Source organism: Microbulbifer sp. S227A (genome assembly GCF_049800935.1).
Genome location: NZ_JBNAFZ010000003.1, coordinates 240,379 through 266,215, shown reverse-complemented (window position 1 = coordinate 266,215; position 25,837 = coordinate 240,379). Strand labels below are relative to the sequence as shown.

26 protein-coding genes are annotated in these 25,837 nt (G+C 63.1%); 5 read left to right on the top strand and 21 right to left on the bottom strand.

Translation table 11 applies throughout. The annotated features are described in order from the left end of the window. Positions 1-145: 145 nt before the first annotated feature. Positions 146-808, top strand: a complete 663-nt coding sequence (locus ACP15R_RS09025) for a helix-turn-helix transcriptional regulator (RefSeq protein ID WP_424986074.1) — start codon at positions 146-148, stop codon at positions 806-808. On the opposite strand, the gene ACP15R_RS09020 is transcribed toward ACP15R_RS09025, so the two are convergent. The 4 genes from ACP15R_RS09020 to ACP15R_RS09005 are packed head-to-tail and all read right to left on the bottom strand — an operon-like array spanning position 809 to position 4,853. Next, the gene (locus ACP15R_RS09020) at positions 809-1,945 is read right to left on the bottom strand and encodes an ABC transporter ATP-binding protein (protein ID WP_424986073.1); all 1,137 of its coding nucleotides are present in this window, start codon (positions 1,943-1,945) and stop codon (positions 809-811) included. Between the two features lie 48 nt (positions 1,946-1,993). Next, positions 1,994-2,947 carry a glutaminase gene (locus ACP15R_RS09015; RefSeq protein WP_424986072.1) on the bottom strand — a complete coding sequence of 318 codons (954 nt, stop codon included), beginning with the start codon at positions 2,945-2,947 and terminating at the stop codon, positions 1,994-1,996. Positions 2,948-2,950: 3 nt separating this feature from the next. Next, the gene (locus tag ACP15R_RS09010) at positions 2,951-4,072 is read right to left on the bottom strand and encodes a hypothetical protein (RefSeq protein WP_424986071.1); all 1,122 of its coding nucleotides are present in this window, start codon (positions 4,070-4,072) and stop codon (positions 2,951-2,953) included. 1 nt (position 4,073) lies between these two features. Then, positions 4,074-4,853, bottom strand: coding sequence for an SDR family oxidoreductase (locus tag ACP15R_RS09005; RefSeq protein WP_424986070.1), 780 nt, complete (start codon positions 4,851-4,853; stop codon positions 4,074-4,076). A gap of 132 nt (positions 4,854-4,985) precedes the next feature. Between ACP15R_RS09005 and ACP15R_RS09000 the strand changes: the two genes are divergently transcribed. The 4 genes from ACP15R_RS09000 (at position 4,986) to ACP15R_RS08985 (ending at position 9,884) form a co-directional block, all read left to right on the top strand. Then, positions 4,986-6,593 carry a peptide chain release factor 3 gene (locus ACP15R_RS09000; RefSeq protein ID WP_424986069.1) on the top strand — a complete coding sequence of 536 codons (1,608 nt, stop codon included), beginning with the start codon at positions 4,986-4,988 and terminating at the stop codon, positions 6,591-6,593. A gap of 45 nt (positions 6,594-6,638) precedes the next feature. Continuing rightward, a complete protein-coding gene (locus tag ACP15R_RS08995) occupies positions 6,639-7,376 on the top strand; it encodes a hypothetical protein (RefSeq protein WP_424986068.1) in 738 nt (245 codons plus the stop codon). After that, a complete protein-coding gene (locus ACP15R_RS08990; protein ID WP_424986067.1) occupies positions 7,376-8,296 on the top strand; it encodes a glycosyltransferase family 2 protein in 921 nt (306 codons plus the stop codon). Before ACP15R_RS08995 ends, ACP15R_RS08990 begins: the two co-directional genes overlap by 1 nt. A 184-nt stretch (positions 8,297-8,480) precedes the next feature. After that, positions 8,481-9,884 carry a DEAD/DEAH box helicase gene (locus ACP15R_RS08985; RefSeq protein ID WP_424986066.1) on the top strand — a complete coding sequence of 468 codons (1,404 nt, stop codon included), beginning with the start codon at positions 8,481-8,483 and terminating at the stop codon, positions 9,882-9,884. A 63-nt stretch (positions 9,885-9,947) separates the two neighbouring features. On the opposite strand, the gene ACP15R_RS08980 is transcribed toward ACP15R_RS08985, so the two are convergent. From ACP15R_RS08980 to ACP15R_RS08900, 17 genes are all read right to left on the bottom strand, one after another. Continuing rightward, positions 9,948-11,615, bottom strand: a complete 1,668-nt coding sequence (locus ACP15R_RS08980) for a ribonuclease J (protein ID WP_424986065.1) — start codon at positions 11,613-11,615, stop codon at positions 9,948-9,950. Between the two features lie 4 nt (positions 11,616-11,619). Beyond that, a complete protein-coding gene (locus ACP15R_RS08975) occupies positions 11,620-12,393 on the bottom strand; it encodes a type III pantothenate kinase (protein ID WP_424986064.1) in 774 nt (257 codons plus the stop codon). 12 nt (positions 12,394-12,405) lie between these two features. Then, a complete protein-coding gene (locus ACP15R_RS08970; protein ID WP_424986063.1) occupies positions 12,406-13,161 on the bottom strand; it encodes a biotin--[acetyl-CoA-carboxylase] ligase in 756 nt (251 codons plus the stop codon). A 46-nt stretch (positions 13,162-13,207) separates the two neighbouring features. After that, positions 13,208-14,647: an NADH-quinone oxidoreductase subunit NuoN gene (nuoN, locus tag ACP15R_RS08965; protein WP_424986062.1), complete on the bottom strand. Its 1,440-nt coding sequence runs from the start codon at positions 14,645-14,647 to the stop codon at positions 13,208-13,210. Between the two features lie 13 nt (positions 14,648-14,660). After that, positions 14,661-16,202 carry an NADH-quinone oxidoreductase subunit M gene (locus ACP15R_RS08960; protein WP_424986061.1) on the bottom strand — a complete coding sequence of 514 codons (1,542 nt, stop codon included), beginning with the start codon at positions 16,200-16,202 and terminating at the stop codon, positions 14,661-14,663. After that, positions 16,202-18,346, bottom strand: coding sequence for an NADH-quinone oxidoreductase subunit L (gene nuoL, locus ACP15R_RS08955; protein WP_424986060.1), 2,145 nt, complete (start codon positions 18,344-18,346; stop codon positions 16,202-16,204). Before nuoL ends, ACP15R_RS08960 begins: the two co-directional genes overlap by 1 nt. Before the next feature lie 7 nt (positions 18,347-18,353). After that, the gene (gene nuoK / locus ACP15R_RS08950; protein ID WP_005984024.1) at positions 18,354-18,659 is read right to left on the bottom strand and encodes an NADH-quinone oxidoreductase subunit NuoK; all 306 of its coding nucleotides are present in this window, start codon (positions 18,657-18,659) and stop codon (positions 18,354-18,356) included. 3 nt (positions 18,660-18,662) lie between these two features. After that, on the bottom strand, positions 18,663-19,052 hold the full coding sequence (locus ACP15R_RS08945) for a hypothetical protein (RefSeq protein WP_424986058.1): 390 nt from the start codon (positions 19,050-19,052) through the stop codon (positions 18,663-18,665). A 3-nt stretch (positions 19,053-19,055) separates the two neighbouring features. Beyond that, on the bottom strand, positions 19,056-19,658 hold the full coding sequence (locus tag ACP15R_RS08940) for an NADH-quinone oxidoreductase subunit J (RefSeq protein WP_424986057.1): 603 nt from the start codon (positions 19,656-19,658) through the stop codon (positions 19,056-19,058). Next, positions 19,655-20,062 carry a carboxymuconolactone decarboxylase family protein gene (locus tag ACP15R_RS08935; RefSeq protein WP_424986056.1) on the bottom strand — a complete coding sequence of 136 codons (408 nt, stop codon included), beginning with the start codon at positions 20,060-20,062 and terminating at the stop codon, positions 19,655-19,657. The genes ACP15R_RS08940 and ACP15R_RS08935 overlap by 4 nt, the downstream gene beginning before the upstream one ends. After that, positions 20,055-20,459 (bottom strand): carboxymuconolactone decarboxylase family protein, encoded by a 405-nt coding sequence (locus ACP15R_RS08930; RefSeq protein ID WP_424986055.1) that lies wholly within the window; start codon positions 20,457-20,459, stop codon positions 20,055-20,057. Before ACP15R_RS08930 ends, ACP15R_RS08935 begins: the two co-directional genes overlap by 8 nt. Further along, the gene (gene nuoI / locus ACP15R_RS08925) at positions 20,456-20,950 is read right to left on the bottom strand and encodes an NADH-quinone oxidoreductase subunit NuoI (protein WP_424986054.1); all 495 of its coding nucleotides are present in this window, start codon (positions 20,948-20,950) and stop codon (positions 20,456-20,458) included. Before nuoI ends, ACP15R_RS08930 begins: the two co-directional genes overlap by 4 nt. A 2-nt stretch (positions 20,951-20,952) precedes the next feature. Continuing rightward, complete coding sequence (gene nuoH / locus ACP15R_RS08920) at positions 20,953-21,990, bottom strand: NADH-quinone oxidoreductase subunit NuoH (RefSeq protein WP_424986053.1); 1,038 nt, start codon at positions 21,988-21,990, stop codon at positions 20,953-20,955. Positions 21,991-22,200: 210 nt separating this feature from the next. After that, on the bottom strand, positions 22,201-24,222 hold the full coding sequence (nuoG, locus tag ACP15R_RS08915; RefSeq protein WP_424986052.1) for an NADH-quinone oxidoreductase subunit NuoG: 2,022 nt from the start codon (positions 24,220-24,222) through the stop codon (positions 22,201-22,203). Between the two features lie 3 nt (positions 24,223-24,225). Further along, positions 24,226-24,642 carry a DUF5333 domain-containing protein gene (locus tag ACP15R_RS08910; RefSeq protein WP_424986051.1) on the bottom strand — a complete coding sequence of 139 codons (417 nt, stop codon included), beginning with the start codon at positions 24,640-24,642 and terminating at the stop codon, positions 24,226-24,228. 97 nt (positions 24,643-24,739) lie between these two features. Then, a complete protein-coding gene (locus ACP15R_RS08905) occupies positions 24,740-25,084 on the bottom strand; it encodes a hypothetical protein (RefSeq protein WP_424986050.1) in 345 nt (114 codons plus the stop codon). A gap of 7 nt (positions 25,085-25,091) precedes the next feature. Then, positions 25,092-25,799: a class I SAM-dependent methyltransferase gene (locus tag ACP15R_RS08900; protein WP_424986049.1), complete on the bottom strand. Its 708-nt coding sequence runs from the start codon at positions 25,797-25,799 to the stop codon at positions 25,092-25,094. Between the last annotated feature and the right edge of the window lie 38 nt (positions 25,800-25,837).

Here is a 25,837-nt window from a genome sequence, read left to right as displayed (position 1 = left end):
CCTCGCCGATCCGCAAAAGCGCGATCGCCCCGGATCTGCCGGGGGTGCGGACATTCTTGCGGGTGAAATCCGGGGGATCCCGCACTCCTGACATGTTTTTGTCAGCATATCTGGACAATCCGCCCCCCCCGTGCCACCTATCCGCATGGCCCGTACCGACCGACTTGTGACGCTGATCACCCTCCTGCGCGACGGGGCGTTGCACCGGGCGCAGGATCTTGCGCCCCTTTTGGATGTGTCGGTGCGCACCGTCTATCGTGACATGGATCGCCTGATTTCTGCCGGGGTGCCGGTTGAGGGCACGCCCGGTACCGGCTATCGGATGGTGGACAGGATTGCCCTGCCCCCGCTGCATCTTTCACCGGCGGAACTCGACGTGCTGCACCTGGGAATCGCCATCGTGTCCGAAGCCGCCGATCCCGATCTCAGCGCTGCGGCGCAGACCCTGGCCCGCAAGATCGATATGGCGCTGCCGGCCGAGTCCGTGGCCGAAGCGGAGGCGTGGAAAACCGCGCTGACCCCGCTGGCCAATGCCGCGCGCGGGCTGTCGCATATGGCCAACCTGCGCGATGCCATTGCCGGGCGGCAAAAGCTGCACCTGACCTGTCGTGACGTGGCGGGGGCGCTGGAACATTGCACCATCCGCCCGCTGAGGCTCGCAAGCTGGGGCCGGGTCTGGCTGTTGACCGCATGGTGCGAGAGTCGCGGAGAATTCCGCGATTTCCGCCTCGACCTGATCGAAGCCGCAACACCCTTGCCCGAGCTCTTTGCCGATGAGCCGGGCAAGCGTCTCTCGGATCGCGCCTGATCAGGCGGGAAACACGAAACAGCGGTCGCGCCGGATCGTCAGCCACATGACCTTGCCCGCCGCGGGCAGGAACACGTTGGGCACGGTTGCCTTGATCATCGAACCGTCATGGGACATGCGGAACTCGACAAGGCTTTCATGCCCCATGAAGCGGGCCCGCTCGACCACGCCGCGCGCCGCGACACCATCGGTCGGGGTGGGCAACGGGCCCGAACCGCCCCGGTCGAAATCGATGCGTACATGCTGGGGCCGGAACACGATATCCACATCGGTGCCATCGGGAATGCCGGGCGCGAGGAACTGGCCAAAGGGGGTGTCCGCGAGCGCCCCGTTGACCTGTGCGCGCAACACGTTGGCATCGCTGAAGAACGACACCGCCGCGCGGTCGACCGGGCGGGTGTAGACATTGTAGGGCGCGCCCTGCTGCACGATCCGGCCATCGCGCATCAGGGCGATTTCATCGGCCATGCGCATCGCCTCTTCGGGTTCATGCGTGACCAGCAGAACGGCGGTATCCTCTTCCTTGAGCAGGGTCAGGGTCTCGTCGCGAATGCCGTCGCGCAACCGGTTGTCGAGCCCTGAAAAAGGTTCGTCCATCAACATGATGCGCGGACGCGGTGCCAATGCGCGGGCCAGCGCGACCCGCTGTTGTTCGCCGCCTGACAATTGGTGCGGATAGCCGTCGATGAACCGCAACAGGTCCACCCGGCCCAACAATTCCTCGACCCGAGCGCGTTTCTCTTCCCGGTTGCCGCGCAGGCCATAAGCGACATTGCCCGCGACACTCAGATGCGGAAACAGTGCGAAATCCTGAAACATCAGCCCGATTTCCCGCCGCTCGGGGGGCACCCGGAACACCGTGTCGCAGATCAGCCTGCCATCGACCCAGATTTCGCCGCTGTCTTGCATTTCGACCCCGGCAACCATCCGCAGGGTGGTGGATTTGCCACAGCCGGATGGGCCAAGCAGGCAGGTCACCTGCCCCGGTTCAATGCTGAGCGAGACATCGTCCACCACGGTGCGCCCGTGGAATTTCCGCGTCAGATTGCGGATTTCCAGCCGGGGCGCAGAGCGCGCGGGTGCAGGTTGCGCTGTTCTGACGTGCTCCACCGGGGTCCTCTTGGCCGTCGCGATCATGGTCGTCGGGTCCTAGCGCAGATAGCAATCCCCACGCCCCGGCGCAACCTAGCGCGGCGCAAAGACCGACCAGCCGGTGCGCAGGGCCAGCTGTTCCAGCGCCCGCGAGGCCAGATGCGAGTTGCCCACCGCGTTCAGTCCCGGCGACCAGCAGCCGATTGACACCTGCCCCGGCACCACGGCCATGATGCCGCCGCCCACCCCGCTCTTGCCGGGCAACCCGACGCGAAAGGCGAATTCGCCCGAGCCGTCGTAATGGCCGCAGGTCAGCATCAGCGTGTTGATCTGGCGCGCCATGCGCGCGGAGATCGCCCGCGCCCCGCCGGGCGACAGGCATCCGTCAAAGGCAAGGAACCGCGCCGAGGCGGCCAGTTGCTCGGTTGTCATCGCGATGGCGCAATGGTGGAAATATACGCCCAGCGTCTGTTCCGGCGGGCTGGTGATGGTGCCAAAGCCGCGCATGAAATTCGCCAGCGCCGCGTTGCGGAACCCGGTGGCCAATTCCGACCGCGCCACGTCGGGATCGATGGCAATGTCGTCATCGCTGGCCAGGAACCGCACGAATCGCAGGATTTCGCCCAGGGCCTCCTTGGGGGCAAAGCTGCCCAGGATGCTGTCGGTAACGGCGATGGCGCCGGCATTGATGAAGGGGTTGCGCGGCAGCCCCTTTTCATATTCGAGCTGCACGATCGAATTGAACGGATCACCCGACGGCTCGCGCCCGACGCGGGTCCAGAGACGATCGCCCAGCCGTCCGAGTCCAAGCGCCAGCGTGAATACCTTGGACACGCTCTGGATCGAGAACCGGGTCTGCGCATCGCCCCCCGAGATTACCTCGCCATCGCGCGTGATGATGGACAGCGCGAACTGGTTCGGGTCGATCCGGGCCAGCGGCGGGATGTAATCCGCCACGTTGCCCCGTTCGGTTTCCGCCGCCATTTCCTGCGCGATCTCGGTGACGATGCCGCGCAAACGCGCACTATTGGGTTCCTGTTGTGCCATGCCCTATTCCGCGATCAGGTCGAATGCCGCCTCGGCCCGCACCCGCCCGTTGATCTGAAGTTCGACGCGATGCGGCCCCGGATACAATCGGAACGTGGTCGCGTCGCCCTTGAGCTTGTGCGATTTGCGCAGGTCGACGGGTTTGCCCGGCGACAGTTCCAGCTGTTTGAGCTTGAACACCTTGGGGGCCATATCGCCATTGGCCCGCCGCCGCCAGAACACGTAATCGACCAGCGCCCGCGCCCCGCTGCCCGAACAGAGCGTCGCGGTCAGCGTCAGCGCATCGCCAATCGCCACGCTCCCGGGCGCATCGAACCGCAGCACCTCGACATCCGCGTCCGCATCATACCCCAGCAACGAGAGCGCCCGCGCATCCCCCGCCTTGACCAACCCGCGCAGCGCATGTTGCGTCATCCAGTCAAGCTCGCCCGGCTGCTGCGTCGCCTCGGCGGCCCATTGCTCCAGCCGGTCCACGACCAGCGCGGGGTGTTTCTTGCTGATGTCATTCAGGTGATTGGCAACCGAGCGGGTGACATAACGCGTCTGGTCCCGATGCAGCAGATCCAGCAGGGGCAGTGGCGCGGTGATGTCGATATCCACCGCCTGCCCCCAGGGCAGCCGCGGGCGGCTGCCTTCGCTCACCAGACGGCGCACGTGGTAATTGGGGTGCGTCGCCCAGCGGCGCATCCGGTCGAGAACCCGATCCGGCCAGCGGTTCAGGTACGGGCGGATCGCCCATTCCATCGAGAACCTCTGGGTGATCTCTTCGATCAGGTCCAGCGACAGATCGGGGCTGTCCAGTCCGCGCAACACGACCAGTTCGCCAAGCGGCGCAAAGATGAAATCGCCGAAATCGTCATCCGTCAGGGTTGGATCAAGCGGGGGCGGAAGCGCATCGCGCAAGACCGGCGCAATATCGTCCAGCCCCCCCGGCAACCGCGCCCCAAGACATTCGGCAATCCACGAGATACGCTGTTTCAATTCCAGCCCGGGCAGCCGCTCCATGACCTGTTGTTCAAACAGGTCGCCGTCGAATGCCGGGCTTGCCGCCGCGAAAAGCCCCGCCAGATAGCGCACCTTGTCCGCGTTGAACAGCTGATCCTTCAGCGAAAACCCCTGTGCCATGCTACATGGTCATGTTGGTCGCGCCACCGTCGAGCAGGATGTTCTGCCCCACGATGAACCCCGCATGCTGGCTGCACAGAAAGGCACAGGCCGCGCCGAATTCCTGTCGGGTGCCATAGCGCCCTGCGGGGATCGTCGCCGCCCGCTGGGCCTGGGCCTCTTCCAGCGACACGCCCTGCGCCTTGGCCACGCCGCCATCCAGCGATGCCGCGCGGTCGGTCGCGTGAATGCCCGGCAGCAGGTTGTTGATATTGACGCCGCTGCCGGCCACCTGCCGGGCGGTGCCCGCGACATATCCGGTCAGCCCGGTGCGCGCGGAGTTCGACAGCCCCAGCACCGCGATCGGCGCGCGCACCGATTGGCTGGTGATGTTGACGACCCGGCCCCAGCCCCGATCGATCATCCCCGGCATCAGCGCCTTCATCAGCGCGATGGGCGCAAGCATGTTGGCGTCCAGCGCCTTGATGAAATCGTCACGATCCCAGTCGGACCACATGCCCGGAGGCGGCCCGCCGGCGTTGTTGACCAGGATATCGACCCCGGCGGCGGCCTCGATCACGCGGGCCTGCCCCTCGGCGGTGGCCACGTCGGCGGCGACGGTGACGACCTCGACCCCGTATGAGTCGCGAATGGCCCGGGCCGACGCCTCAAGCGCCTCGGCGCCGCGCGCGTTCATCACAAGGTTGACCCCTGCCTCGGCCAGCGCCTCGGCACAACCCAGCCCGAGCCCCTTGCTGCTGGCGCAGACCAGCGCCCGTTTGCCGGCGATTCCCAAATCCATCTCTGATCTCCCAACTGGTTTCTGCCCCTCGCATAGCACCGGTTCCGCCGCCAATGCCAGCGATTGCCGCCACCGGCACATGCGCGTGTCGATTTTCTTGCGCTTGGCGCGTTCCTTACCTATACGCGCCTCATGTTGGACACCGCTTCAAATCGCCCCGAATTGCCGCCCGAAATCGCGCGCCGCCGTACCTTTGCGATCATCTCGCACCCGGATGCGGGCAAGACCACGCTGACCGAGAAATTCCTGCTTTATGGCGGTGCCATCCAGATGGCCGGACAGGTCCGCGCCAAGGGCGAGGCCCGGCGCACGCGGTCGGATTTCATGCAGATGGAAAAGGATCGCGGCATTTCCGTCTCGGCCTCGGCGATGTCGTTTGACTACAACAATTTCCGGTTCAACCTGGTGGATACGCCGGGCCATTCGGACTTTTCCGAAGACACCTATCGCACGCTGACGGCGGTGGATGCGGCGGTGATGGTGATCGACGGCGCCAAGGGTGTCGAAAGCCAGACCCAGAAGCTGTTCGAGGTCTGCCGCCTGCGTGACCTGCCGATCCTGACCTTCTGCAACAAGATGGACCGCGAAAGCCGGGACGTTTTCGAGATCATCGACGAGATCCAGGAAAACCTGGCCATTGACGTGACCCCGGCCAGTTGGCCGATCGGACAGGGGCGCGATTTCGTCGGCTGTTACGACATCCTGCGCGACCGGCTCGAACTGATGGACCGGGCCGACCGCAACAAGGTGGCCGAAAGCATCAAGATCGACGGGCTTGATGATCCGGCGCTGGCCGAACACGTGCCCGCGCAGCTTCTTGAACAACTGCGCGAAGAGCTTGAGATGGCGCGCGAATTGCTGCCCAAGCTTGATCCGCAGGCGGTGCTCGAAGGTCACATGACCCCGATCTGGTTCGGCTCGGCGATCAATTCCTTCGGCGTCAGGGAATTGATGGACGGTATCGGCGTCTATGGCCCCCAGCCACAGATCCAGTCGGCCCAGCCCCGCCAGATCTCTCCGGAAGAGAGCAAGGTCGCGGGCTTTGTGTTCAAGGTGCAGGCCAACATGGACCCCAAGCACCGCGACCGCGTGGCCTTTGTCCGCATGGCCTCGGGCCATTTCAAACGGGGCATGAAGCTGACCCATGTGCGGTCGAAAAAGCCGATGGCGATCACCAACCCGGTGCTGTTCCTGGCCTCGGACCGCGAACTCGCGGACGAGGCCTGGGCCGGGGATATCATCGGCATCCCGAACCACGGGCAATTGCGCATCGGTGACACCCTGACCGAGGGCGAGGCGCTGCGGGTTTCCGGCATACCGTCCTTTGCGCCCGAATTGCTGCAAGGCGTGCGCGCGGGTGACCCGATGAAGGCCAAGCACCTGGAAAAGGCGTTGATGCAATTCGCCGAGGAAGGCGCCGCCAAGGTGTTCAAACCCTCGATCGGCTCGGGCTTTATCGTGGGCGTGGTCGGGGCGCTTCAATTCGAGGTGCTGGCCAGCCGGATCGAGCTTGAATACGGCCTGCCGGTGCGGTTCGAAGCCAGCCAATTCACCAGCGCCCGCTGGGTTTCCGGCGACAAGGCGGCGGTCGACAAGCTGGTCAATGCCAACAAGCAGCACATCGCCCATGACCATGATGGCGACATCGTGTACCTGACGCGGCTGCAATGGGATATCGACCGGATCGAACGCGACTATCCGGAGGTGCGCCTGACCGCGACCAAGGAAATGATGGTCTGAGCGGTTGGGGATTTCCCGCGCCCGCGCAGCGGTGTAAGCACGGGTATGGACCAACGCGACGCGACCTATGAAGGCGGCCTTGCGGCCCTGCGCGCGCGCTATGACGCGCGCCGCAAGCCCTATCATCCCGATGCTGTGGCCCTGCCCCCCCTTGACGCGGATCTCGCCGCGCTGGCCGCGCAGCCCGTCGGTCAGGACGACCTGGCACCAGCCAACCCGACACGATGGGCGCGCAAAAGGGCGCGGATCGCCAGCGAGTTCCCCGGCAAGTCGCAACTGGCGTTGCTCAATGCGTTGCTGATCTCGAACCTGCGCAAATCCAGCGCCCCGGAGCACGCCCCGGCGCTGTTTCAGCGCATCTGGCGGGAGCAGCACGCACATCTGATCGGGCAGCTGGACCTGCGCTGGAAAGTGTCCTCGGTCATGACCTTTGCCGATCATGGCGCGACCGATGTGCAGCGGCAGGTGGGACAGGCGCTGCGGATGCTGTTTTCGATGATGAAGCTCTACGAGTTCGAGCGGCTGTTCGGGGGCACGGCCCCCGCCGAGCCACACCCCGTCAGGGGCCGCCTGCACAGCCCGCTGCCCCTGCAGATGGAAGATTATTCGATCCGCAAGGGCGGGCTTGATATCAACATCCTCGCCCCGGTCTGGGACCTCGCGCTGAGCGATCCGGGCATCGCGCCGCTGGCCGACCACCTGATGCAGGAGCTGAACCGCGATCCGGCCAATATCTTTCGCCGGCTGCGGCTGATGCGGCAACAGTTTCAGGACAAGACCTGATGCGTTGGGGGCTGGTGGCGACGGTCAGGGCATCCACCGGGGCGGTGCTGGATTTCGTGGCCCATCACGTCGAACTGGGCGCGCACCGGATCTATGTCTATCTGGACGAGCCCGACCCGGCGACTTTTGCCTTGCTCAAGGCGCATCCCAAGGTGCGTGTGACCACCTGTGACGACGCCTATTGGGCGAAGCATCCCAGGCGTCCGAAAAAGCACCAGGTCCGCCAATCGGCCAATGCCACCCATGCCTATCGCCGCGCCGAGGTCGATTGGCTGGCGCATATCGACGTGGACGAATTCCTGTGCCCGCAAACCCCGCTGACGGATCAATTGGCGGCACTGCCCGATACCGCCGGTTGTGCCCGCCTCTATCCGGCCGAGGCGCTTGCCGGGGATGGTACGGCCTTCAAGCTGACCAAGAGGTTTCCGCGCGAACGCGCCGCCAGTGCCGAGCGTCTGTATCCCGTCCATGGCAAGTATCTGAATGGCGGGTTTCTCAGCCATGTAGAGGGCAAGCTGTTTGCCCGCACCGGGCTGTGCGACGTGATGTTTCGCATTCACAACCTGTTTGAGGGCGACATCAAGAACCCCGGCGAAGCGGCCCTGGACGATACCGTCCTCTGCCATTGCCATGCCCAGAACTGGGAAGCCTTCATGGCCTCCTATCGCTTTCGGCTGGAACGCGGTTCCTACCGTGCCGACCTTGCCCCGATGCGCAAGGATCGCGTGGACGGGCTGACCCTCCATCAACTGCTGATGTCGATCGAACAGCGCGACGGTGCGCAGGGCCTGCGGGCCTTTTACGACGAGCTTTGCGCCGATACGCCCGACCATCGCCAGCGCCTCGACGAGCAGGGATTGCTGTTCCTGTGCGACCTGCAACTGGAACGATCCCGCCGGAAACAGTTTTCCACATATTGAACGCATGGCACCCCTGCGGAAACAATGTGCGATTTACACGCAAATTTGACGGCGCTGTTTGACCGCTGCCTCCCTTTTTGCTAATGCAGCGGGACGAGCCAGCATGCGCACAAGCGCAGGACCGCTGGGGTCCGGCTCAGACAGGACGGCGGGCCAAGACAGTGTCCGCAACACACGGACACAAATGACAAAATTTTCTGAACTGAACCTGAATCCCAAGGTGCTCAAGGCAATTGACGAGGCCGGGTACGAATCCCCGACCCCGATTCAGGAAGGGGCAATCCCCCCGGCACTCGAAGGCAAGGACGTGCTGGGCATCGCCCAGACCGGCACCGGCAAGACCGCGAGCTTTACCCTGCCGATGATCACACTGCTGGCCCGTGGCCGCGCCCGCGCCCGGATGCCGCGCAGCCTCGTGCTCTGCCCGACCCGGGAACTGGCCGCGCAGGTGGCCGAGAATTTCGACACCTACGCCAAGCATGTCAAACTGACCAAGGCGCTGCTCATCGGCGGCGTCAGCTTTGGCGAACAGGACAAGCTGATCGACAAGGGGGTCGATGTTCTGATCGCCACGCCGGGCCGCCTGCTGGATCATTTCGAGCGCGGCAAGCTGTTGTTGACCGGGGTTCAGATCATGGTGGTGGACGAAGCCGACCGGATGCTGGACATGGGGTTCATCCCCGATATCGAACGCATCTTTTCGCTGACACCGTTCACCCGCCAGACGCTGTTCTTCTCGGCCACCATGGCCCCCGAGATCGAACGCATCACCAACACGTTCCTGTCCGCGCCAACGCGGATCGAGGTCGCACGACAGGCCACCACCAGCGAGAATATCGAACAATCGGTGGTCATGTTCAAAGGCAGCCGCAAGGACCGCGAGGCGAGCGAGAAGCGCAAGCTCTTGCGGGCCATGATCGATGCCGAGGGCGACAAATGCACCAACGCGATCATCTTCTGCAACCGCAAGATGGACGTGGATATCGTTGCCAAATCGCTCAAGAAATACGGCTATGACGCGGCCCCGATCCACGGCGATCTCGATCAGAGCCAGCGCACCCGCACGCTTGACGGGTTCCGCGACGGCACCCTGCGGATCCTCGTGGCCTCGGATGTTGCCGCGCGCGGGCTCGACGTGCCCAGCGTCAGCCACGTGTTCAATTTCGACGTGCCCGGCCATGCCGAGGATTACGTTCACCGGATCGGGCGCACCGGGCGGGCCGGTCGCGACGGCACTGCGATGATGATCTGCGTGCCACGCGATGAAAAGAACCTCGATGACATCGAAAAGCTGGTTCAGCGGGAAATTCCCCGGGGCGACAACCCGCTGAAATCCGAAGCCAAGGCCGCGAAACCGGCCAAGGAGGAAACGGCATCAAAGCCCGAGTCGCGCAGCAGTTCCAGGAAATCCGACAGCGCCGCCAAACCGTCATCGTCGGCCAAGGCCAAGGACGAGCAACGCCCGACCTCTTCCTCTACGCGCAGCCGGTCGTCCGGGCGCGATTCCGGCGGCAACAAGGTTGTCGGAATGGGCGATCACCTGCCCAGCTTCATCGCCCTCAGCTTTGAAGAGCGCCGGGCCGGATAAACCGGCCCCGCCACGGAAATCTGCGTATCGCGTTTTTCCTGAAACGCGATACGCCGCAGATGCCTACCGCATCCGGCTGATCACCACGGTCACTTCTGGTTTCTTGCCGATCTCGGCCTGCGCGGTCTGGCGCGCCGCACGGCGCAGCGCCTCTTCCAGCTTGTCGTCATCGCGCAATGTCTTGTCACCAGTGCGGCCCAGCAACTGGCTCAGGTCTTCTTCCAGCACTTCGACCAGCAGCGCATTGGATCGCCCGGTCTCGGCCAGCCCGACCGTGTCGCACCACGGCTCGCCCAGCGGTTCGTCCTGTTCGTCCAGGATCACCGTCACGGTCACATGCCCGTTCAGCGCCATGCGGATACGGTCGCGTACGATACCGTCCAGCGCGCCAACCTTGATCGACCCGTCCAGATAGGTGCGCCCGGTCTCGATATATTCCGCGACGCTGGGGGCGTTGCCGGACAGATCCATCATCATGCCATTGACCACGACGGCCGATTGATAACCCCGCCCCGACGCAAGCCGAGCATGTTCGCGCAGGTGACGGTGTTCGCCATGCATCGGGATCACCATCTGCGGGCGCACGATGTCATGCAGCCGTTCGATATCGGGGCGGTTGGCATGGCCGGATACATGGTATTTGCCATTGCTGTCATCCACCACGTCGACGCCCATTTCGCTGAACTGGTTCATCACCCGGATGACTCCGCGCTCATTGCCCGGAATCGTCTTGGAGGAGAACAGGAACATGTCCCCTTCCTTCATCTGGATGCCACGATACTTGCCACGCGCGAGCTGAGCGCTTGCGGCGCGGCGCTCGCCCTGACTGCCTGTGACCAGCAGCATCAGGTTCTCGCGTGGCACCTCGCGGGCGGCTTCGTCGCTGATCGTGGCGGGAAACCCGGACAACACCCCGGTTTCCCTGGCAGCCTCGACCATCCGCTCCATGGCGCGCCCCAGAAGCACGATCGAACGCCCCGCCCGATGCCCGGCTTCTGCCAGCGTCTTGACCCGCGCCACGTTGCTGGCAAAGGTCGTCGCGACCACCATGCCCGAGGCCCCGGAGATCAGCTCTTGCAATGCCGGGCCAAGCGATTGTTCCGAGCGCCCCGGATCGGGCGAGAACACGTTGGTCGAATCGCAAACCAGCGCGCGCACGCCATCCTTGCAGACCTCGGCCCAGAGCTCGGGATCAAAGGGTTCACCCACAACCGGCGTCGGATCGAGCTTGAAATCGCCGCTGTGGATCACCCGCCCGTCCGGCGTATCGATGACCAGGGCGCCGCTTTCGGGAATCGAATGCGATATCGGCAGGAACCCCACCTTGAACGGACCGGCTGTGATCTGTTCGGGCCAGGCCGAGGCGGTCCGAACCGCGTCTTCGGGATGGCCAAGATCGCGCATCTTGCGGCGGGTGATATTGGCGGTAAAGGCGCGGGCATAGACCGGTGCGCCCAGATCTTCATAAAAATGTGCAATCGCCCCCACATGATCTTCATGCGCATGGGTGACAAAGATCGCGTCCAGCCGGTCGGCCCGCTGTTTGAGCCAGGTGATATCGGGCAGGATCAGGTCGACCCCGGGCGAGCCGTCCATATCCGGAAAGGTGACGCCAAGATCGACAAGGATGAACCGTTCCTTGTCAGGCGCGCCATAACCATAAAGATAGGCATTCATGCCAATTTCGCCCGCCCCGCCAAGTGGCAGGTAAACCAGTCTCTTGCTTGTCATTGGGTTAACCGTTGTCCTTGTTAAATTGGTGGATCACGGTCAGGCCGTGCATCGTCAGGTCGTCTTCCATCGCGTCAAACAGATCCGCGCTCTGCTGGAACAACGGGGCCAGACCACCGGTGGCGATCACCCGCATGTCCCGATCCCGCTCTGCCTTGACCCGGGTGCAAATCTCGCGGACCAGCCCCACATAGCCCCAGAAGATGCCCGACTGGATACATCCGACGGTATTGGTACCGATCACCTTCTGCGGCACGCTGATATCCACGTGCGGCAGGGCGGCGGCGGCCATGTGCAGCGCCTCGAGGCTCAGGTTGACACCCGGAGCGATCACCCCACCAATATAGGCTCCGTCGCTGGCCACAACATCAAATGTGGTCGCGGTGCCGAAATCCACGACAATCAGATCGCCACCATGCCGCTCGAACGCCCCCGCCGCATTGACCAACCGGTCAGGCCCGACCTGGGTGCCCAGATCGACGCGCGGTTCATTGGGCAGCAGGCAGTCGGGTTTGCCAACCACGATGGGCCGGCAGCCAAAGAACCGGTCGGCAAAGACCCGCAGGTTATAGACCACGCGGGGCACGGTGGACGAGATGATCACATCGTCGATCTCCACCTCGATCCCGTAATGTTTCACCAGGGTCGAATACCAGGTGAAATAGGCATCCGCGGTGCGCGCATGATGGGTCGACGTGCGCAGCGTACACAGAAATGTCTCGCCATCCCAGATCGAGAAGACGGTGTTGGTGTTGCCGCAGTCAATGGCGAGAAGCATCCGCGCCCCCCTTCAGAAAAAGACATCGGCCGCCGGGATCGATGTGCGGCCTCTGCTGGTGTTTAGAACAAGGTTCCCCTGGGCGTCCACCGTCTCGAACGTGCCGGTGGTTTCGCTGTTTCCGGTGCGCGCGGTGATCACCTCGCCCAGCCGCGCCGCCCGGTTCAGCCACGCGGTGCGGATCGGTTCGAACCCGTAGGTGGTGAACGCGGATTCGTGACGCGCATAGGCGTCGGCCAGAAAGGTCAGAAAGGTCTCAGGATCAACCCGGGCCCCGGTCGATGACAGCAGCGAAACCGGCGGAACCGCCCCCGGTTCCACCTTGTCAGGGGTCGGCGCGTCGGCGAGGTTGACACCGATCCCGATGGCCAAATGCCCCATATGCGGCCCCTGCCCGCTGCTCTCGAGCAGGATCCCCGCCAGCTTGCCCCCGTTCAGCAGAACGTCATTGGGCCATTTCAGGGCAAAGCCATCGCTGCGGCCACATACCGCGACACAGGCATCATACAATGCCAGCGACGCCACGAATGAGCGCAGCGCCGCAACCCCCGGCGGCTCTTGCGGGAACAGCACCAGCGTCGCCGCCAGATTGCCCTCGGGATTGGCCCAGGCCCGGCCCCTGCGCCCCCGCGCGGCGGTCTGGCGATGCGCCATGATCCATTCCGGACCGGCAAGGCCCGGCGCGATCCGCGCCGCCTCGTTCAGGGTCGAATCCACCTCGTCCAACACGCGCCGGCCATAGGCGTCGGGCCATTGGATCATGCCCATGCCATGTCCCGGAAAACGGCACAGGTGCGGGATTGTGTCGTGCCGGTCAATGCAGCAACGTTGCCGCCGCCGCCGCTGCGGCCCCCTCGACCCCGAACATGTTGACGATGCCCAGCAGCATCACCGCGGCAGAGGCCATCAGGAAGCCCCAGAGCACCGGAGAAGAATTGGTCTCAAGCTCGGACCCCTCTTCGCCGAAATACATGAAATAGACGATCCGCAGGTAATAGAACGCACCGATCACCGAGGCGACGACACCGGCAACCGCCAGCCAGGCCAACCCGCCATCATAGGCCGCGCGCAGCACGTAGAACTTGCCGAAAAAGCCCAGCATCGGCGGCACACCGGCCAGCGAAAAGAGCAGCACCAGCATCGCCAGCGCCCGCCCGGGTTCGCGCCGGGCATAGAGATGCAGCGCGCCGATGTCGGTGATCGGGCGCCCGTCCTTTTCCATCATCAAGATAAAGGCAAAGGTTCCGACATTCATGGTGACATAGATCGCCATGTAGATCAGCATCGCCTGCACACCGAACTCCGTGCCCGAGGCAAGCCCCATCAGCGCAAACCCCATATGCGCGATCGAGGAATAGGCCATCAGCCGCTTGATGTCGCGTTGCCCGATCGCCGCCACCGCCCCGAGGAACATCGACAGCACCGCAAGCAGGGCGATGACCTGCTGCCAATCGGCAACCGCATGACCGAACGCGTCATGCAACACCCGTGCAAACAGGCCCATCGCCGCCATCTTGGGCGCGGTGGCAAAAAACGCCGTCACCGGGGTGGGCGAGCCTTCGTAGACATCCGGGGTCCACATGTGGAAGGGCACGGCGCTGATCTTGAAGGCGAGGCCCGAGATCACGAAGATCAGGCCAAAGAGCAGGCCCAGCGACACGTCGCCATGCTGCGCCGTCTGGATGATGCCCGAAAACAGGGTGGTGCCGGCATAACCATAGACCAGCGATGCGCCATAGAGCAGCAACCCCGAGCTCAGCGCGCCGAGCACGAAATATTTCAGCCCGGCCTCGGTGGATTTCACGCTGTCCCGGCGCAGGGCCGCGACGACGTAGAGCGCCAGCGATTGCAGTTCCAACCCCATGTAGAGCGACATCAGGTCACCGGCGCTGACCATCACCATCATGCCGACCGAGGCCAGCGCAACCAGCAGCGGGTATTCGAACCGCAGCAGCCCCCGGCGCGCCATGTAATCCTGGCTCATCAGCAGCACGGCGGCGGCGGAGATCAGGATCGTCACCTTGGCAAAGCGGGCAAAGCCGTCATCCACGAACATGCCGCCAAAGGCGACGCTGGTGCCGGTCCCGCGGGTGGCGATGAACAGGCCCAGGATCACCATCAGCGCCGAGGTCGCCCAGACCAGCGCCGGCGCGAGCCGGTCCTTGCCGGTATAAGCCGCGCCAAGCAGGGCCAGCATGGCAAACACCGCCAACGCGATTTCCGGAATGATTACGGTCAGATCAGCCTGGATCATACGCCCGGCCCCCTCAATTCGATGCAAGCTGGTTGGCGGTTTCCGCCGCCGTCAGCGCTGTGTCATAGCTTGAAACCAGGGCCGTGGTGGATGGCCCGATGATGTCGCTCACCAGCGACGGGTACACCCCAAGCAACAGGGTCATCACGACCAGCGGTGCAAAGATCGCCCGCTCGCGGCCCGACATGTCCTGAATGGTGCGCAGGCTCTCCTTGATCAGGTCGCCGAACACCACCCGGCGATACAGCCACAGGGCATAGCCGGCGCTGAAGATCACACCGGTGGCGGCAACGGCAGTGACCCAGGTATTGACCTGAAAGGCCCCCATCATCGTCAGAAATTCGCCCACGAAGCCCGAGGTGCCCGGCAGGCCGACATTGCCCATGGTAAAGAACATGAAGACCAGCGCATAGGCCGGCATCCGCACCACAAGCCCGCCATAGGCGTCGATATCGCGGGTATGCATCCGGTCATAGATCACGCCAACACAGAGGAACAGCGCCGCCGAGATGAAACCGTGGCTGAGCATCTGGAAAATCGCGCCGTCCACGCCCTGCTGGTTGGCGGCAAAGATACCCATGGTGACAAAGCCCATATGCGCGACCGAGGAATAGGCGATCAGCTTTTTCATGTCTTCCTGCACCAGCGCCACCAGCGATGTATAGACAATGGCGATCGCGCTCATCCAGAGCACCACGGGGGCCATGACATCCGCCCCGATCGGGAACATCGGCAGGCTGAACCGAAGGAAGCCATAGCCGCCCATCTTGAGCAGGATCGCCGCCAGCACCACCGACCCGGCGGTCGGGGCCTGAACGTGGGCATCGGGCAGCCATGTATGCACCGGCCACATCGGCATCTTGACCGCAAAGCTTGCAAAGAAGGCGAGGAACAACAGTGTCTGCATCCCGCCCACAACCTGCATTCCCAGCAACGAGAAGGCCTCGCTACCGAACTGGTGGGTCAGCAGGATCTCGATATCCGTGGTGCCCGCATCCGCAAACATGGCAACCATCGCCACCAGCATCAGCACCGAGCCGAGGAAGGTGTAGAGGAAGAACTTGAAGCTGGCATAGATGCGATCCTTGCCGCCCCAGATCCCGATGATCAGGAACATCGGGATCAGCCCGGCCTCGAAGAACAGGTAGAACAACACCAGATCCAGCGCCGTGAACACGCCCAGCATCAGGGTTTCCAGCAACAGGAAGGCAACCATGTATTCCTTGACGCGGTCGGTCACGTTCCAGCTCGCCAGGATGGTCAGCGGCATGATGAAGGTGGTCAGCATCACGAACAGCACGCTGATCCCGTCAACGCCCATCTTGTATTGCAGCCCGAGCAGCCATTCAGATTGCTCGACGAACTGGAACCCGGTGTCCTTGGGGTCGAACTCGAAATAGATGCCCAGCGACACGAGGAACGTCACGCTGGTGGCGAACAGGGCGACATATTTGGCATTGCGTTGCGCCGCCTCGTCATCGCCGCGCAGGAAAACCACCAGGATCAGCGCCGCCAGCGCCGGAACGAAGGTGACAATGGAGAGGATATTATCCATCAGTGCGCTCCTCCGCCGATCGACATCCAGGTGACAAGGGCGGCGATACCGAGCACCATCCAGAAGGCATAGGTAAAGATGAAGCCGGACTGTGCCCGCCCCGCCAACCGGGTAAAGAACGGCACAATGCCCATCGCCACCCCATTGAGGAAACCGTCAATGACACTGCCATCGCCGCGTTTCCAGAACAGCCGGCCGATGCCAAGCGCGGGTTTCACCAGGACCGCGTTATAAAGCTCGTCGAAATACCACTTGTTCTTGAGGAACAGGTAGAGCGGCCGCTGGCTCTCGGCGAGACGCGCCGGAAGCGCCGGGTTCACGAGATAGAACCAGATCGCGATCCCCAGGCCCAGCAACATGGCGACAAAGGGCGACACCTTGACCCAGACCGGCGCCGCGTGGGCATCGTCGAGCACGTGGTTGTCGGGCGCAAAGTACAGCGCGCCTTCGCCGGGTGCGCCGGCAAAGGCATAGTGATGCTCGCCATGGGTATCATGGCCCTCATCGGCATGACCCTCATCGGCATGGCCGTGGTCGGATGCCGCGGCATGATCCGCCGCTTTGGCGTGATCGTCGCTGTGATCTGTGCCCTCTTGGTCATGAGCCGTCGCTTCGGCGACCGGGATGCCATAGAACTTGCCCACCTGGTCGGCATGGCCAAAGAAGCTGCCATACCAGATCATCCCGGCAAAGACCGCGCCAAAGCTGAGCACACCCAGCGGGATCAGCATGACCATCGGGCTTTCATGCGCGTGTTCATGGGTATGCTTGTCGCCGCGCTCCTCGCCAAAGAAGGTCAGGAAGATCAGCCGCCAGCTGTAAAAGCTGGTCATGGCCGCCGCGATCACCAGCATCCAGAACCCATAGGCCGAACCGCCGGCATAGGCGCTTTCGATGATGGCATCCTTGGACAGGAAGCCTGCGAACCCGATCGTGGTGAGCGGAATGCCGACACCGGTGATGGCCAGCGTTCCGATCATCATCGCCCAGTAGGTATAGGGGATTTTCTTGCGCAGGCTGCCATAGTTGGTCATGTCCTGCTCGTGATGCATCGCGTGGATCACCGAACCGGCACCAAGAAACAGCAGCGCCTTGAAAAAGGCGTGGGTAAACAGGTGGAACATCGCCGCCGAATACATGCCGACGCCGGCGGCGACGAACATATAACCAAGCTGGGAACAGGTCGAATAGGCGATGACCCGTTTGATATCGGTCTGCACCAGCCCCACGGTCGCGGCAAAGAACGCGGTCGTGGCCCCCAGCACGGTGATGAACGCGGTGGCCCCCGGCGCGAACTCGAACAGCGGCGACATGCGGCACACCAGGAACACGCCCGCCGTCACCATGGTCGCCGCATGGATCAGCGCCGAAACCGGTGTCGGACCTTCCATAGCGTCCGGCAGCCATGTGTGCAGGATCAGCTGCGCCGATTTGCCCATCGCGCCGATGAACAGCAACATGCCGATCAGGTTCGCGGCGTTCCATTCGGACCAGAGAAAGCTGAGCTGAGTCTCGGCAAGGGTCGGTGCGGCGGCAAAGATGTCGCTCATGTTGATGCTGTCCACCAGGAAGAACAGCGCGAATATGCCCAGGGCAAAGCCGAAATCGCCAACCCGGTTGACCACGAACGCCTTGATCGCCGCGGCATTGGCCGAGGGCTTGCGGTAATAGAACCCGATCAGCAGGTATGACGCGACGCCCACGCCTTCCCAGCCAAAGAACATCTGGACCAGGTTGTCGGACGTCACCAGCATCAGCATGGCAAAGGTAAAGAACGACAGATAGGCGAAAAAGCGTGGCTTGTAGCTTTCGCCCTCTTTCCACTGGGGGTCCTTGTCCATGTAGCCAAAGCTGTACAGATGCACGAGCGCCGAAACCGTGGTCACCACGATCAGCATGATGGCGGTCAGCCGGTCCAGTCGGATGGCCCATTCGGTCGCCAGCGTGCCGCTTTCGATAAAGCGCAGCACCGGGATTTGCGCGGTCACCCCGTCAAAGGAAAAGAACACGACCCAGGACAGCAGGCAGGCCAGGAACAGCAGGCCCGTCGCCACCCACATCGCGGCGGTCTCGCCGATGAATTTCCAGCCGAACCCGCAGATCAGCGCGCCGACCAGGGGGGCAAAGAGGATGATGGTTTCCATAAGTCTCTCAGCCCTTCATCATGTTGACGTCTTCAACCGCGATGGTGCCCCGGTTGCGGAAGAAACAGACCAGGATGGCCAGCCCGATCGCGGCCTCGGCGGCGGCCACCGTCAGCACGAACAGCGTGAACACCTGGCCGACCAGATCGCCAAGAAAGCTCGAAAACGCCACGAGGTTGATGTTCACCGCCAGCAGCATCAACTCGATGCTCATCAGCAGGATGATCACGTTCTTGCGGTTCAGGAACAGGCCGAAAATACCGATGACGAACAATGTCGCCGCAACCGTGAGGTAATGTTCAAGTCCGATCATGTTTCACCATTCCAGCAACGGATAACCGTGCTTCCTGCATGCGTGTTGGGCCAGCGGCGCGACCTCGGAGGTTTCCTCGATCGGGTTCAGGTTGAAATCGAGCCCTTCCAGCGGAAAGGCTTCGGGCGGCACGTCGCCCGCATAGAGGGCGGCATAGGTCTTGTTCGCGCAATCGAAACCGTGGACCGCATGGGCGTTGCCGCCCTCGCCTTGCCGGCGCGAATGCATCTGTACAAAACCGTCGCCGAAATCCTTGCTTGCGATCTCGTAATCCGTGTCGACCTGGTGCGGCGTGGTGATCGCGCTTTCGGCCAATGCGGTCCCGGCCCAGAGCAGCGGGCACAGGGCGGCAATGGCAGCGGCGCGGCGGTTGCGGATAATGGCAGGTGTCATCGGTTACAGCCCCTGCCCCGGTTTCACGTCTTTCAGCTCCATCGCGGCCGCCGGATCGCGCATCATCTGGGCAACGATGTTCTGCCGCTTGATGTCGGTACGGTGGCGCAGGGTCAGCACGATGGCCCCGACCATTGCCACCAGCAGGATCAGCCCCGCCAGCTGGAACAGCAGGAAATACTGATCATACAGGATCATGCCCAGGGCTTCGGTATTGTGCCGGTCGGTGGGAACCACCTGCGCGCGCAGTTCGCTGGCGGCGTGGCTGCTCTCCCATGCGCCAAAGGCCATGACGAACTGCATCAGGATCACCAGCCCGATCAGCAGGGCAAGCGGCATGTACCGCGCCATCTCGGCCTTGAGCTCGGCGAAATCCACGTCCAGCATCATGACCACGAACAGGAACAGCACCGCAACCGCGCCCACATAGACGATGACCAGCAACATCGCGACGAATTCCGCACCCAGCAACACGAACAGCCCCGCCGCCGAGATGAAGGACAGGATCAGCCACAGCACCGAATGCACCGGCTGGCGGCTGATCACGGTGAACAGGCCGCCGGTGATCACGCTGATGGAAAAGAGGTAAAAGGCAAACACGCTCATGACTTGTCATCCTCCGGATCGCCCATCACGTCCTGCGCCAGCTCCAGCGCCCGTGTCATGGCGGGAATACCGGCAAAAACCGACATCTGGCCGATGGTTTCCACGATTTCCTGCTTACGCGCGCCTGCGGCGATGGCGTGGCGCACGGTCTGGCGCACGGCGGTGTCCGCCTGCGCGCCCTGCATGGTCAACCCGCACAGGGTGATCAAAAGGCGGGTCTTGGCATCAAGCCCGTCCTTGTTCACCGTGTTGCCGAACATCAGCTCCATCGCCTCTTTCGGCAGGGTCGGCCAAAGGGCCTCGAACCCCTTGGGCGAGAAACTCTCAAGCGCCGGGTTCAGCGCCTTGGCCATCTCGTGCGCCTGGTTCATCATGGCTTCGAACGGGTTCTGCGGGTCACTCATCGTTCACGGCCTCTTCTTCAAATACTTCAAGTGCGGCGTTCATCGCGTTGATCATCGCCGGAAATCCGCCATAGAGTGCCATCTGGAAAATCACTTCTCCGATCTCGCGCTGCGTGGCACCAACCTTGCGGGCGCTGGCGATGTTCACCTTGAGCTGCGGTCGGGTCTGCCCCCCGAGCGCAGTCAGCGCCGCAACCGTCGCCAACAGGCGGGTTTTCTCGTCCAGCCCCTCGCGCGCGTAGAATTGCCCATAGGCGACATCGACGACGGTGCGCGACAGGCCCGGCACCAGCGCGTCATACCGCCCGGCCAACACGGCCTCCATGCCGGGATTGACCGTTTCGGCCAATTCGCTGCCCCGTTCATAGGTGCCTTTATCGGTGCCTGCGGTGCTCATCGGTACGGCGCGTCCAACTCCAGGTTGCGGGCGATCTCGGCTTCCCACATCTCGCCATTCGCCAGGAGTTTTTCCTTGTCATAGAACAGCTCTTCGCGGGTTTCAGTGGCGAATTCGAAATTCGGCCCCTCGACAATTGCATCCACCGGGCAGGCCTCCTGGCAGAAGCCGCAATAGATACATTTGGTCATGTCGATGTCATAACGCGTGGTGCGGCGGCTGCCATCCTCGCGCGGCTCGGCATCGATGGTGATCGCCTGCGCCGGGCAGATCGCCTCGCAGAGCTTGCAGGCAATGCAGCGTTCTTCGCCGTTGGGATAGCGGCGCAGCGCGTGTTCGCCACGAAAACGCGGGCTGAGCGGCCCCTTTTCATGCGGGTAGTTCAGCGTCGCCTTGGGCGCAAAAAAGTACTTGAGACCCAGCTTCATGCCCACCACGAAATCCCAGAGCAGGAAATACTTGGCGGCGCGGGTATAGTCGATATTCGCCATGATCAGACCCCCGTGCTCCAGCGGGCGAAGATGCCCCAGAACCAATCGAATTTTGCCGCGAAGGAGACGAACACCACCCAGACAAGGCTGAAGGGCAGGAAGACTTTCCAGCCCAGCCGCATCAGCTGGTCATAGCGGTAACGCGGCGTGATCGCCTTGACCATCGCAAAGAGGAAGAAGAAGAACGCCATCTTGCCGACCATCCACAGCACCCCATCGGGCAGCCCCGGTATCGGCGACAGCCAGCCGCCAAAGAACAGCAGCGAGGTGAGCGCGCACATCAGGAAGATGGCGATATATTCACCGGCCATGAACAACAGGAAGGGCGTGGCGGAATATTCCACCTGGTACCCCGCAACCAGTTCCGATTCCGCCTCGGGCAAATCAAAGGGCGGGCGGTTGGTTTCGGCCAGCGCCGAAATGAAGAACAGGAACACCATCGGGAAATGCGGCAGCCAGTACCAGCCAAAGAACCCGAAGCCGGTATCCTGGGCGTTCACGATGGCGCTGAAGTTCATCGATCCGGTCGAGATGATGATGCCGATGATGATCAGCCCGATCGACACCTCGTAGGAAATCATCTGCGCCGCCGAGCGCAGGCTGCCGAGGAACGGGTATTTCGAGTTCGACGCCCAGCCCCCCATGATCACGCCATAGACCTCAAGGCTGGATACAGCAAAGACATAGAGGATCGCCACGTTGATATCCGACAGCACCCAGCCGTCGTTGAACGGGATCACCGCCCAGGCGATCATCGCCAGAACAAAGCTGGTCAGCGGGGCGAGCAGGAACACGGTGCGGTCCGACCCGGCGGGGATCACCACCTCTTTGACCACGTATTTCAGCGCGTCGGCCACCGATTGCAGCAACCCGTAGACGCCCACCACGTTGGGGCCCCGGCGCATCTGGACCGCCGCCCAGATCTTGCGGTCGCCATAGACGAGGAACAAGAGCGAGATCATCACAAACGCAACCACGGCAAGCACTTGTGCAACAATCAGCACCGCGATGCCGCCCGGAGTGGAAAAGAAATCAGCCATAGGTCCTCACACCGTCGGTAGTCCGTTGTTCTGCGCGGCTGTCGCGCGCCGGGCAAATGCCTGGCCGGTCCAGCTTGCATGGCAATGATGACGAGTTGCTGTAAACAGCATCTGTCCGTGATATGCCAGACTCTTCCTGCCATTTTGCGCGCAATTGACGCGCGCCTGTCGCCGTCCGGTCGCGGCCCGCGGATATGTTGCCCTTACCGATCATTCCGCGGCAATCCGCTCCTGCCCGCGCGCCTTGGCGGCGGCTGACAGCTCGGCCATCAGGGCGCTGGCCCGTGCAATCGGGTTGGTCAGATAGAAATCGCGGATCGCGGAGCGGAAGGGTGCCGTGCCAAGGGCTGCGCCCGGCAGCGGCTGTACCGCGTTTTCGGCAAGCGCGTCGACCTTGGCCAGATGCGGCACCTCGGCAACCAGCGCCCGGCGCAGCTGGGCCAGCGAGTCATAGGGCAAGGCCGCTCCCAGCTCGGCGCTCAGCGCGCGCAGGATCGCCCAGTTTTCCTTGGCCTGCCCCGGCGGAAAACCGGCGCGCAACGCCAATTGCGGGCGACCCTCGGTGTTGACGAACAGCCCGGCCTCTTCGGTATAGGCCGCACCGGGCAGGATCACGTCGGCGCGATGCGCGCCGCGATCCCCGTGGCTGCCCTGGTAGATCACAAAGGCCCCCTCGGCGATCTCGATCTCGTCGGCACCAAGGTTATAGATCACGTCCGCATCGCCAACCGCATCCATGCCCCGCGCGTTGGTACAGCCCGCATCCATCGCCCCAACCCGCGCCGCGGCGGTGTGCAGGATCAGCAGGCCGCTCGCCGTGGCCTCGGCAACCTGTTGCGCGGCGGCCAGAACGGCGGCGCCATCGGCCTCTTGCAGCGCCCCCTGCCCGACAATCACCAGCGAGGGCCGGTTGCGAATCTCGTCATCGCCGCCCATGTCCACCACCTGCTGCAACGCCGCGCGATCATCGCCGACATGGGCATAGTCATAGGTCAGGTCAGCTGCCTGACCGACAAGGGCGATATCCGCCCCGTGTGCCCAGGCGCGCCGGAGTCGCGAATTCAGGACCGGTGCCTCGATGCGGGGATTGGTGCCGATCAGCAGGATGCGCTCGGCGGTGTCGATGTTTTCGATCCGCGCCGTGCCCACATAGGCCCCGCGATTGCCGGCGGGCAGCTTGGCCCCATCGGTCCGGCATTCGACCACGCCGCCCCGCGTTTCGATCAGTTGCCTGAGCGCAAAGGCGGCTTCGACCGGGGCAAGATCGCCGACGATCCCCACCGGCGCCTTGGCCGAACTCAGCGCGGCAGAGGCGGCAGCAAGCGCTTCGGGCCAGCTCGCCGGGCGCAGCTTGCCGTTTTCGCGCAGATAGGGCCGGTCCAGCCGCTGCCGGCGCAGCCCGTCCCACACGAACCGGGTCTTGTCGGATATCCATTCCTCGTTCACGCCGTCATGATTGCGCGGCAAGAGCCGCATGACTTCGCGCCCCTTGGTGTCGATGCGGATATTCGAGCCAAGCGCATCCATCACGTCGATGCTCTCGGTCTTGGTCAGCTCCCACGGGCGCGCGGTGAACGCATAGGGTTTGGACACCAGCGCCCCGACCGGGCACAGGTCGATGATATTGCCCTGCATGTTGGAATCGAGCGTCTCGCCCAGATAGCTGGTGATCTCTGCATCCTCGCCGCGCCCGGTCTGGCCCATCTGGGTGATCCCGGCAACCTCGGTGGTAAAGCGCACACAGCGGGTGCAGGAAATGCAGCGCGTCATGTGGGTTTCCACCAGCGGCCCCAGGTCCAGGTCGTCGGATGCCCGCTTGGCCTCGCGATAGCGCGAGAAATCCACGCCATAGGCCATGGCCTGATCCTGCAGATCGCATTCCCCGCCCTGGTCGCAGATCGGGCAATCCAGCGGGTGATTGATCAACAGGAATTCCATCACCCCTTCGCGGGCCTTCTTGACCATCGGCGAGTTGGTCTTGACCTGCGGGGCCTGCCCTTCGGGGCCGGGGCGCAAATCCTTGACCTGCATGGCGCAGGACGCCGCCGGTTTCGGCGGGCCGCCCACCACCTCGACCAGGCACATGCGGCAATTGCCCGCGATCGACAGGCGTTCGTGATAGCAGAAGCGCGGGATTTCCACGCCAGCCACTTCACAGGCCTGGATCAGGGTCATCGCCCCGTCCACCTCGATCTCGGTTCCGTCGATGTTGATCTTGCGCAGGTCAGACATGGTCTATCTCGCCCTCAGCAGCGCGCCGATCGCGCTGGATTTTGCTATCTCCGCACGACCGAACGCGCAGAAGGTTTCAGGGGTGTCGAGCTTGACACCCCTGGATTTCAAGTAGCTTTCGCCCTTTGCACGCATCCGGGCCTTTTCGGCATCGGATTCCACATAGGCGCGGATTTCGGCATCCGTATAGCCCAGATCGTTGGCGCGCCCGCGCAGCTGGAACAGCATGTTATAGCCCTTGAGCCGCCGGCCGCTGATGGTCTCGCATTTGCGCCCCACCTCGTTGGCCAGCGCCACCACGAACAGCGTATCCTCGATCTCGGCAACCTCGCTCAGTGGCGGTCTCGATTGCGCCGCCAGCACCGCCGGGGCCGCCACGCAGACAAGCAGGGCCAGCGCACAGGTTTTCAATCGGGTCATGTCGGTATCCTCCTGAATGGAAGACCGACAGCACCGATGACCGCGATGATATGCAATATCATCCGCGTGCTATCCCCTGTGATCGCGGCACTGCGGCTCATGGATCGCATTTCCCCCGAAAGGTGATGTTGTTGTCAACAACCGCAAGACGGCCGGGCTCGGTATCGGGGCCGATGGTCCAGGCGATCCTTGAGGTGCCATAGTTGGTCACGCAATAGATCGTCCCCTGGTAACGCGCGGCCTCGCGGGCCCCGTCGAGCGATTGCGACACCTTGTAGATGGTCGAGGTGAAATCGGCGCGCGAGACCTTCTTGTCCACGGCCTTGGTCTTGGACTTGAAGATCACCCCGTCAAACGCCACCCGGTTCGGGTTGTCCCGTCCACAGGCAACCGGCCCCGCAAGTGCGGCGGCCAACAACAGAAACAGTGTTTTCCTGGACATACTCATACTAGCCCACCCGCGAATGCACCGGGCGATAGACCGGCTCTTTTTCGATAACGGCAATCGAATCGTGAATGTGCAGACCCGACACGATATTGCCAAGCTCGGGGTGGCGCATACCTTTCTTGTGATACCAGCGGTGCATGTCATCGACCAGTTCGCGGGCAAACCGGAAAAAGTTCTGCCCGCTGCGATAACCGCCGCCGTATTTTTCGATATAGGCGGTGTGCAGATCTTCGATCATGTACACACCGTGCTCGGCCAGTCGCGGAAACAGCGCCTCGAACGAGGCACGCACATGCGGCATCCGGTGGCTGCCGTCATCCAGCACCACGTCGACACCGCCCATTTCGTCAACCAGCGCGTTCAGGAATTCCGGATCCGCCTGGCTGCCGATCCGCACCTGTCCGGCCTGACCATCAAACCGGGCACAGTCCTGGTTGATGTCGATGCCATAGATCACCGCATCCTCGCCAAGATAGTTGCGCCACATTTGCAGGCTGCCGCCCTTGTTGATGCCGATTTCCAGAAACCGCACCCCGGTGCCGCGAAACCGCGAGAAATAGCGATCATAGATCGGGATGTAATGGTGCCACTTATGGACCACGGCACCGGTATTGCCCGCAAAGACCGGCAACAGATCGCCGTCATATCCGTATTTCTCGCGGATATCGGCGGCCACGTCGCCATTCTCGTCGAACCGGAAACGCCTCATCCCGCCATGCCCCCGAAAACCGGCAGAGAACCTGTCTG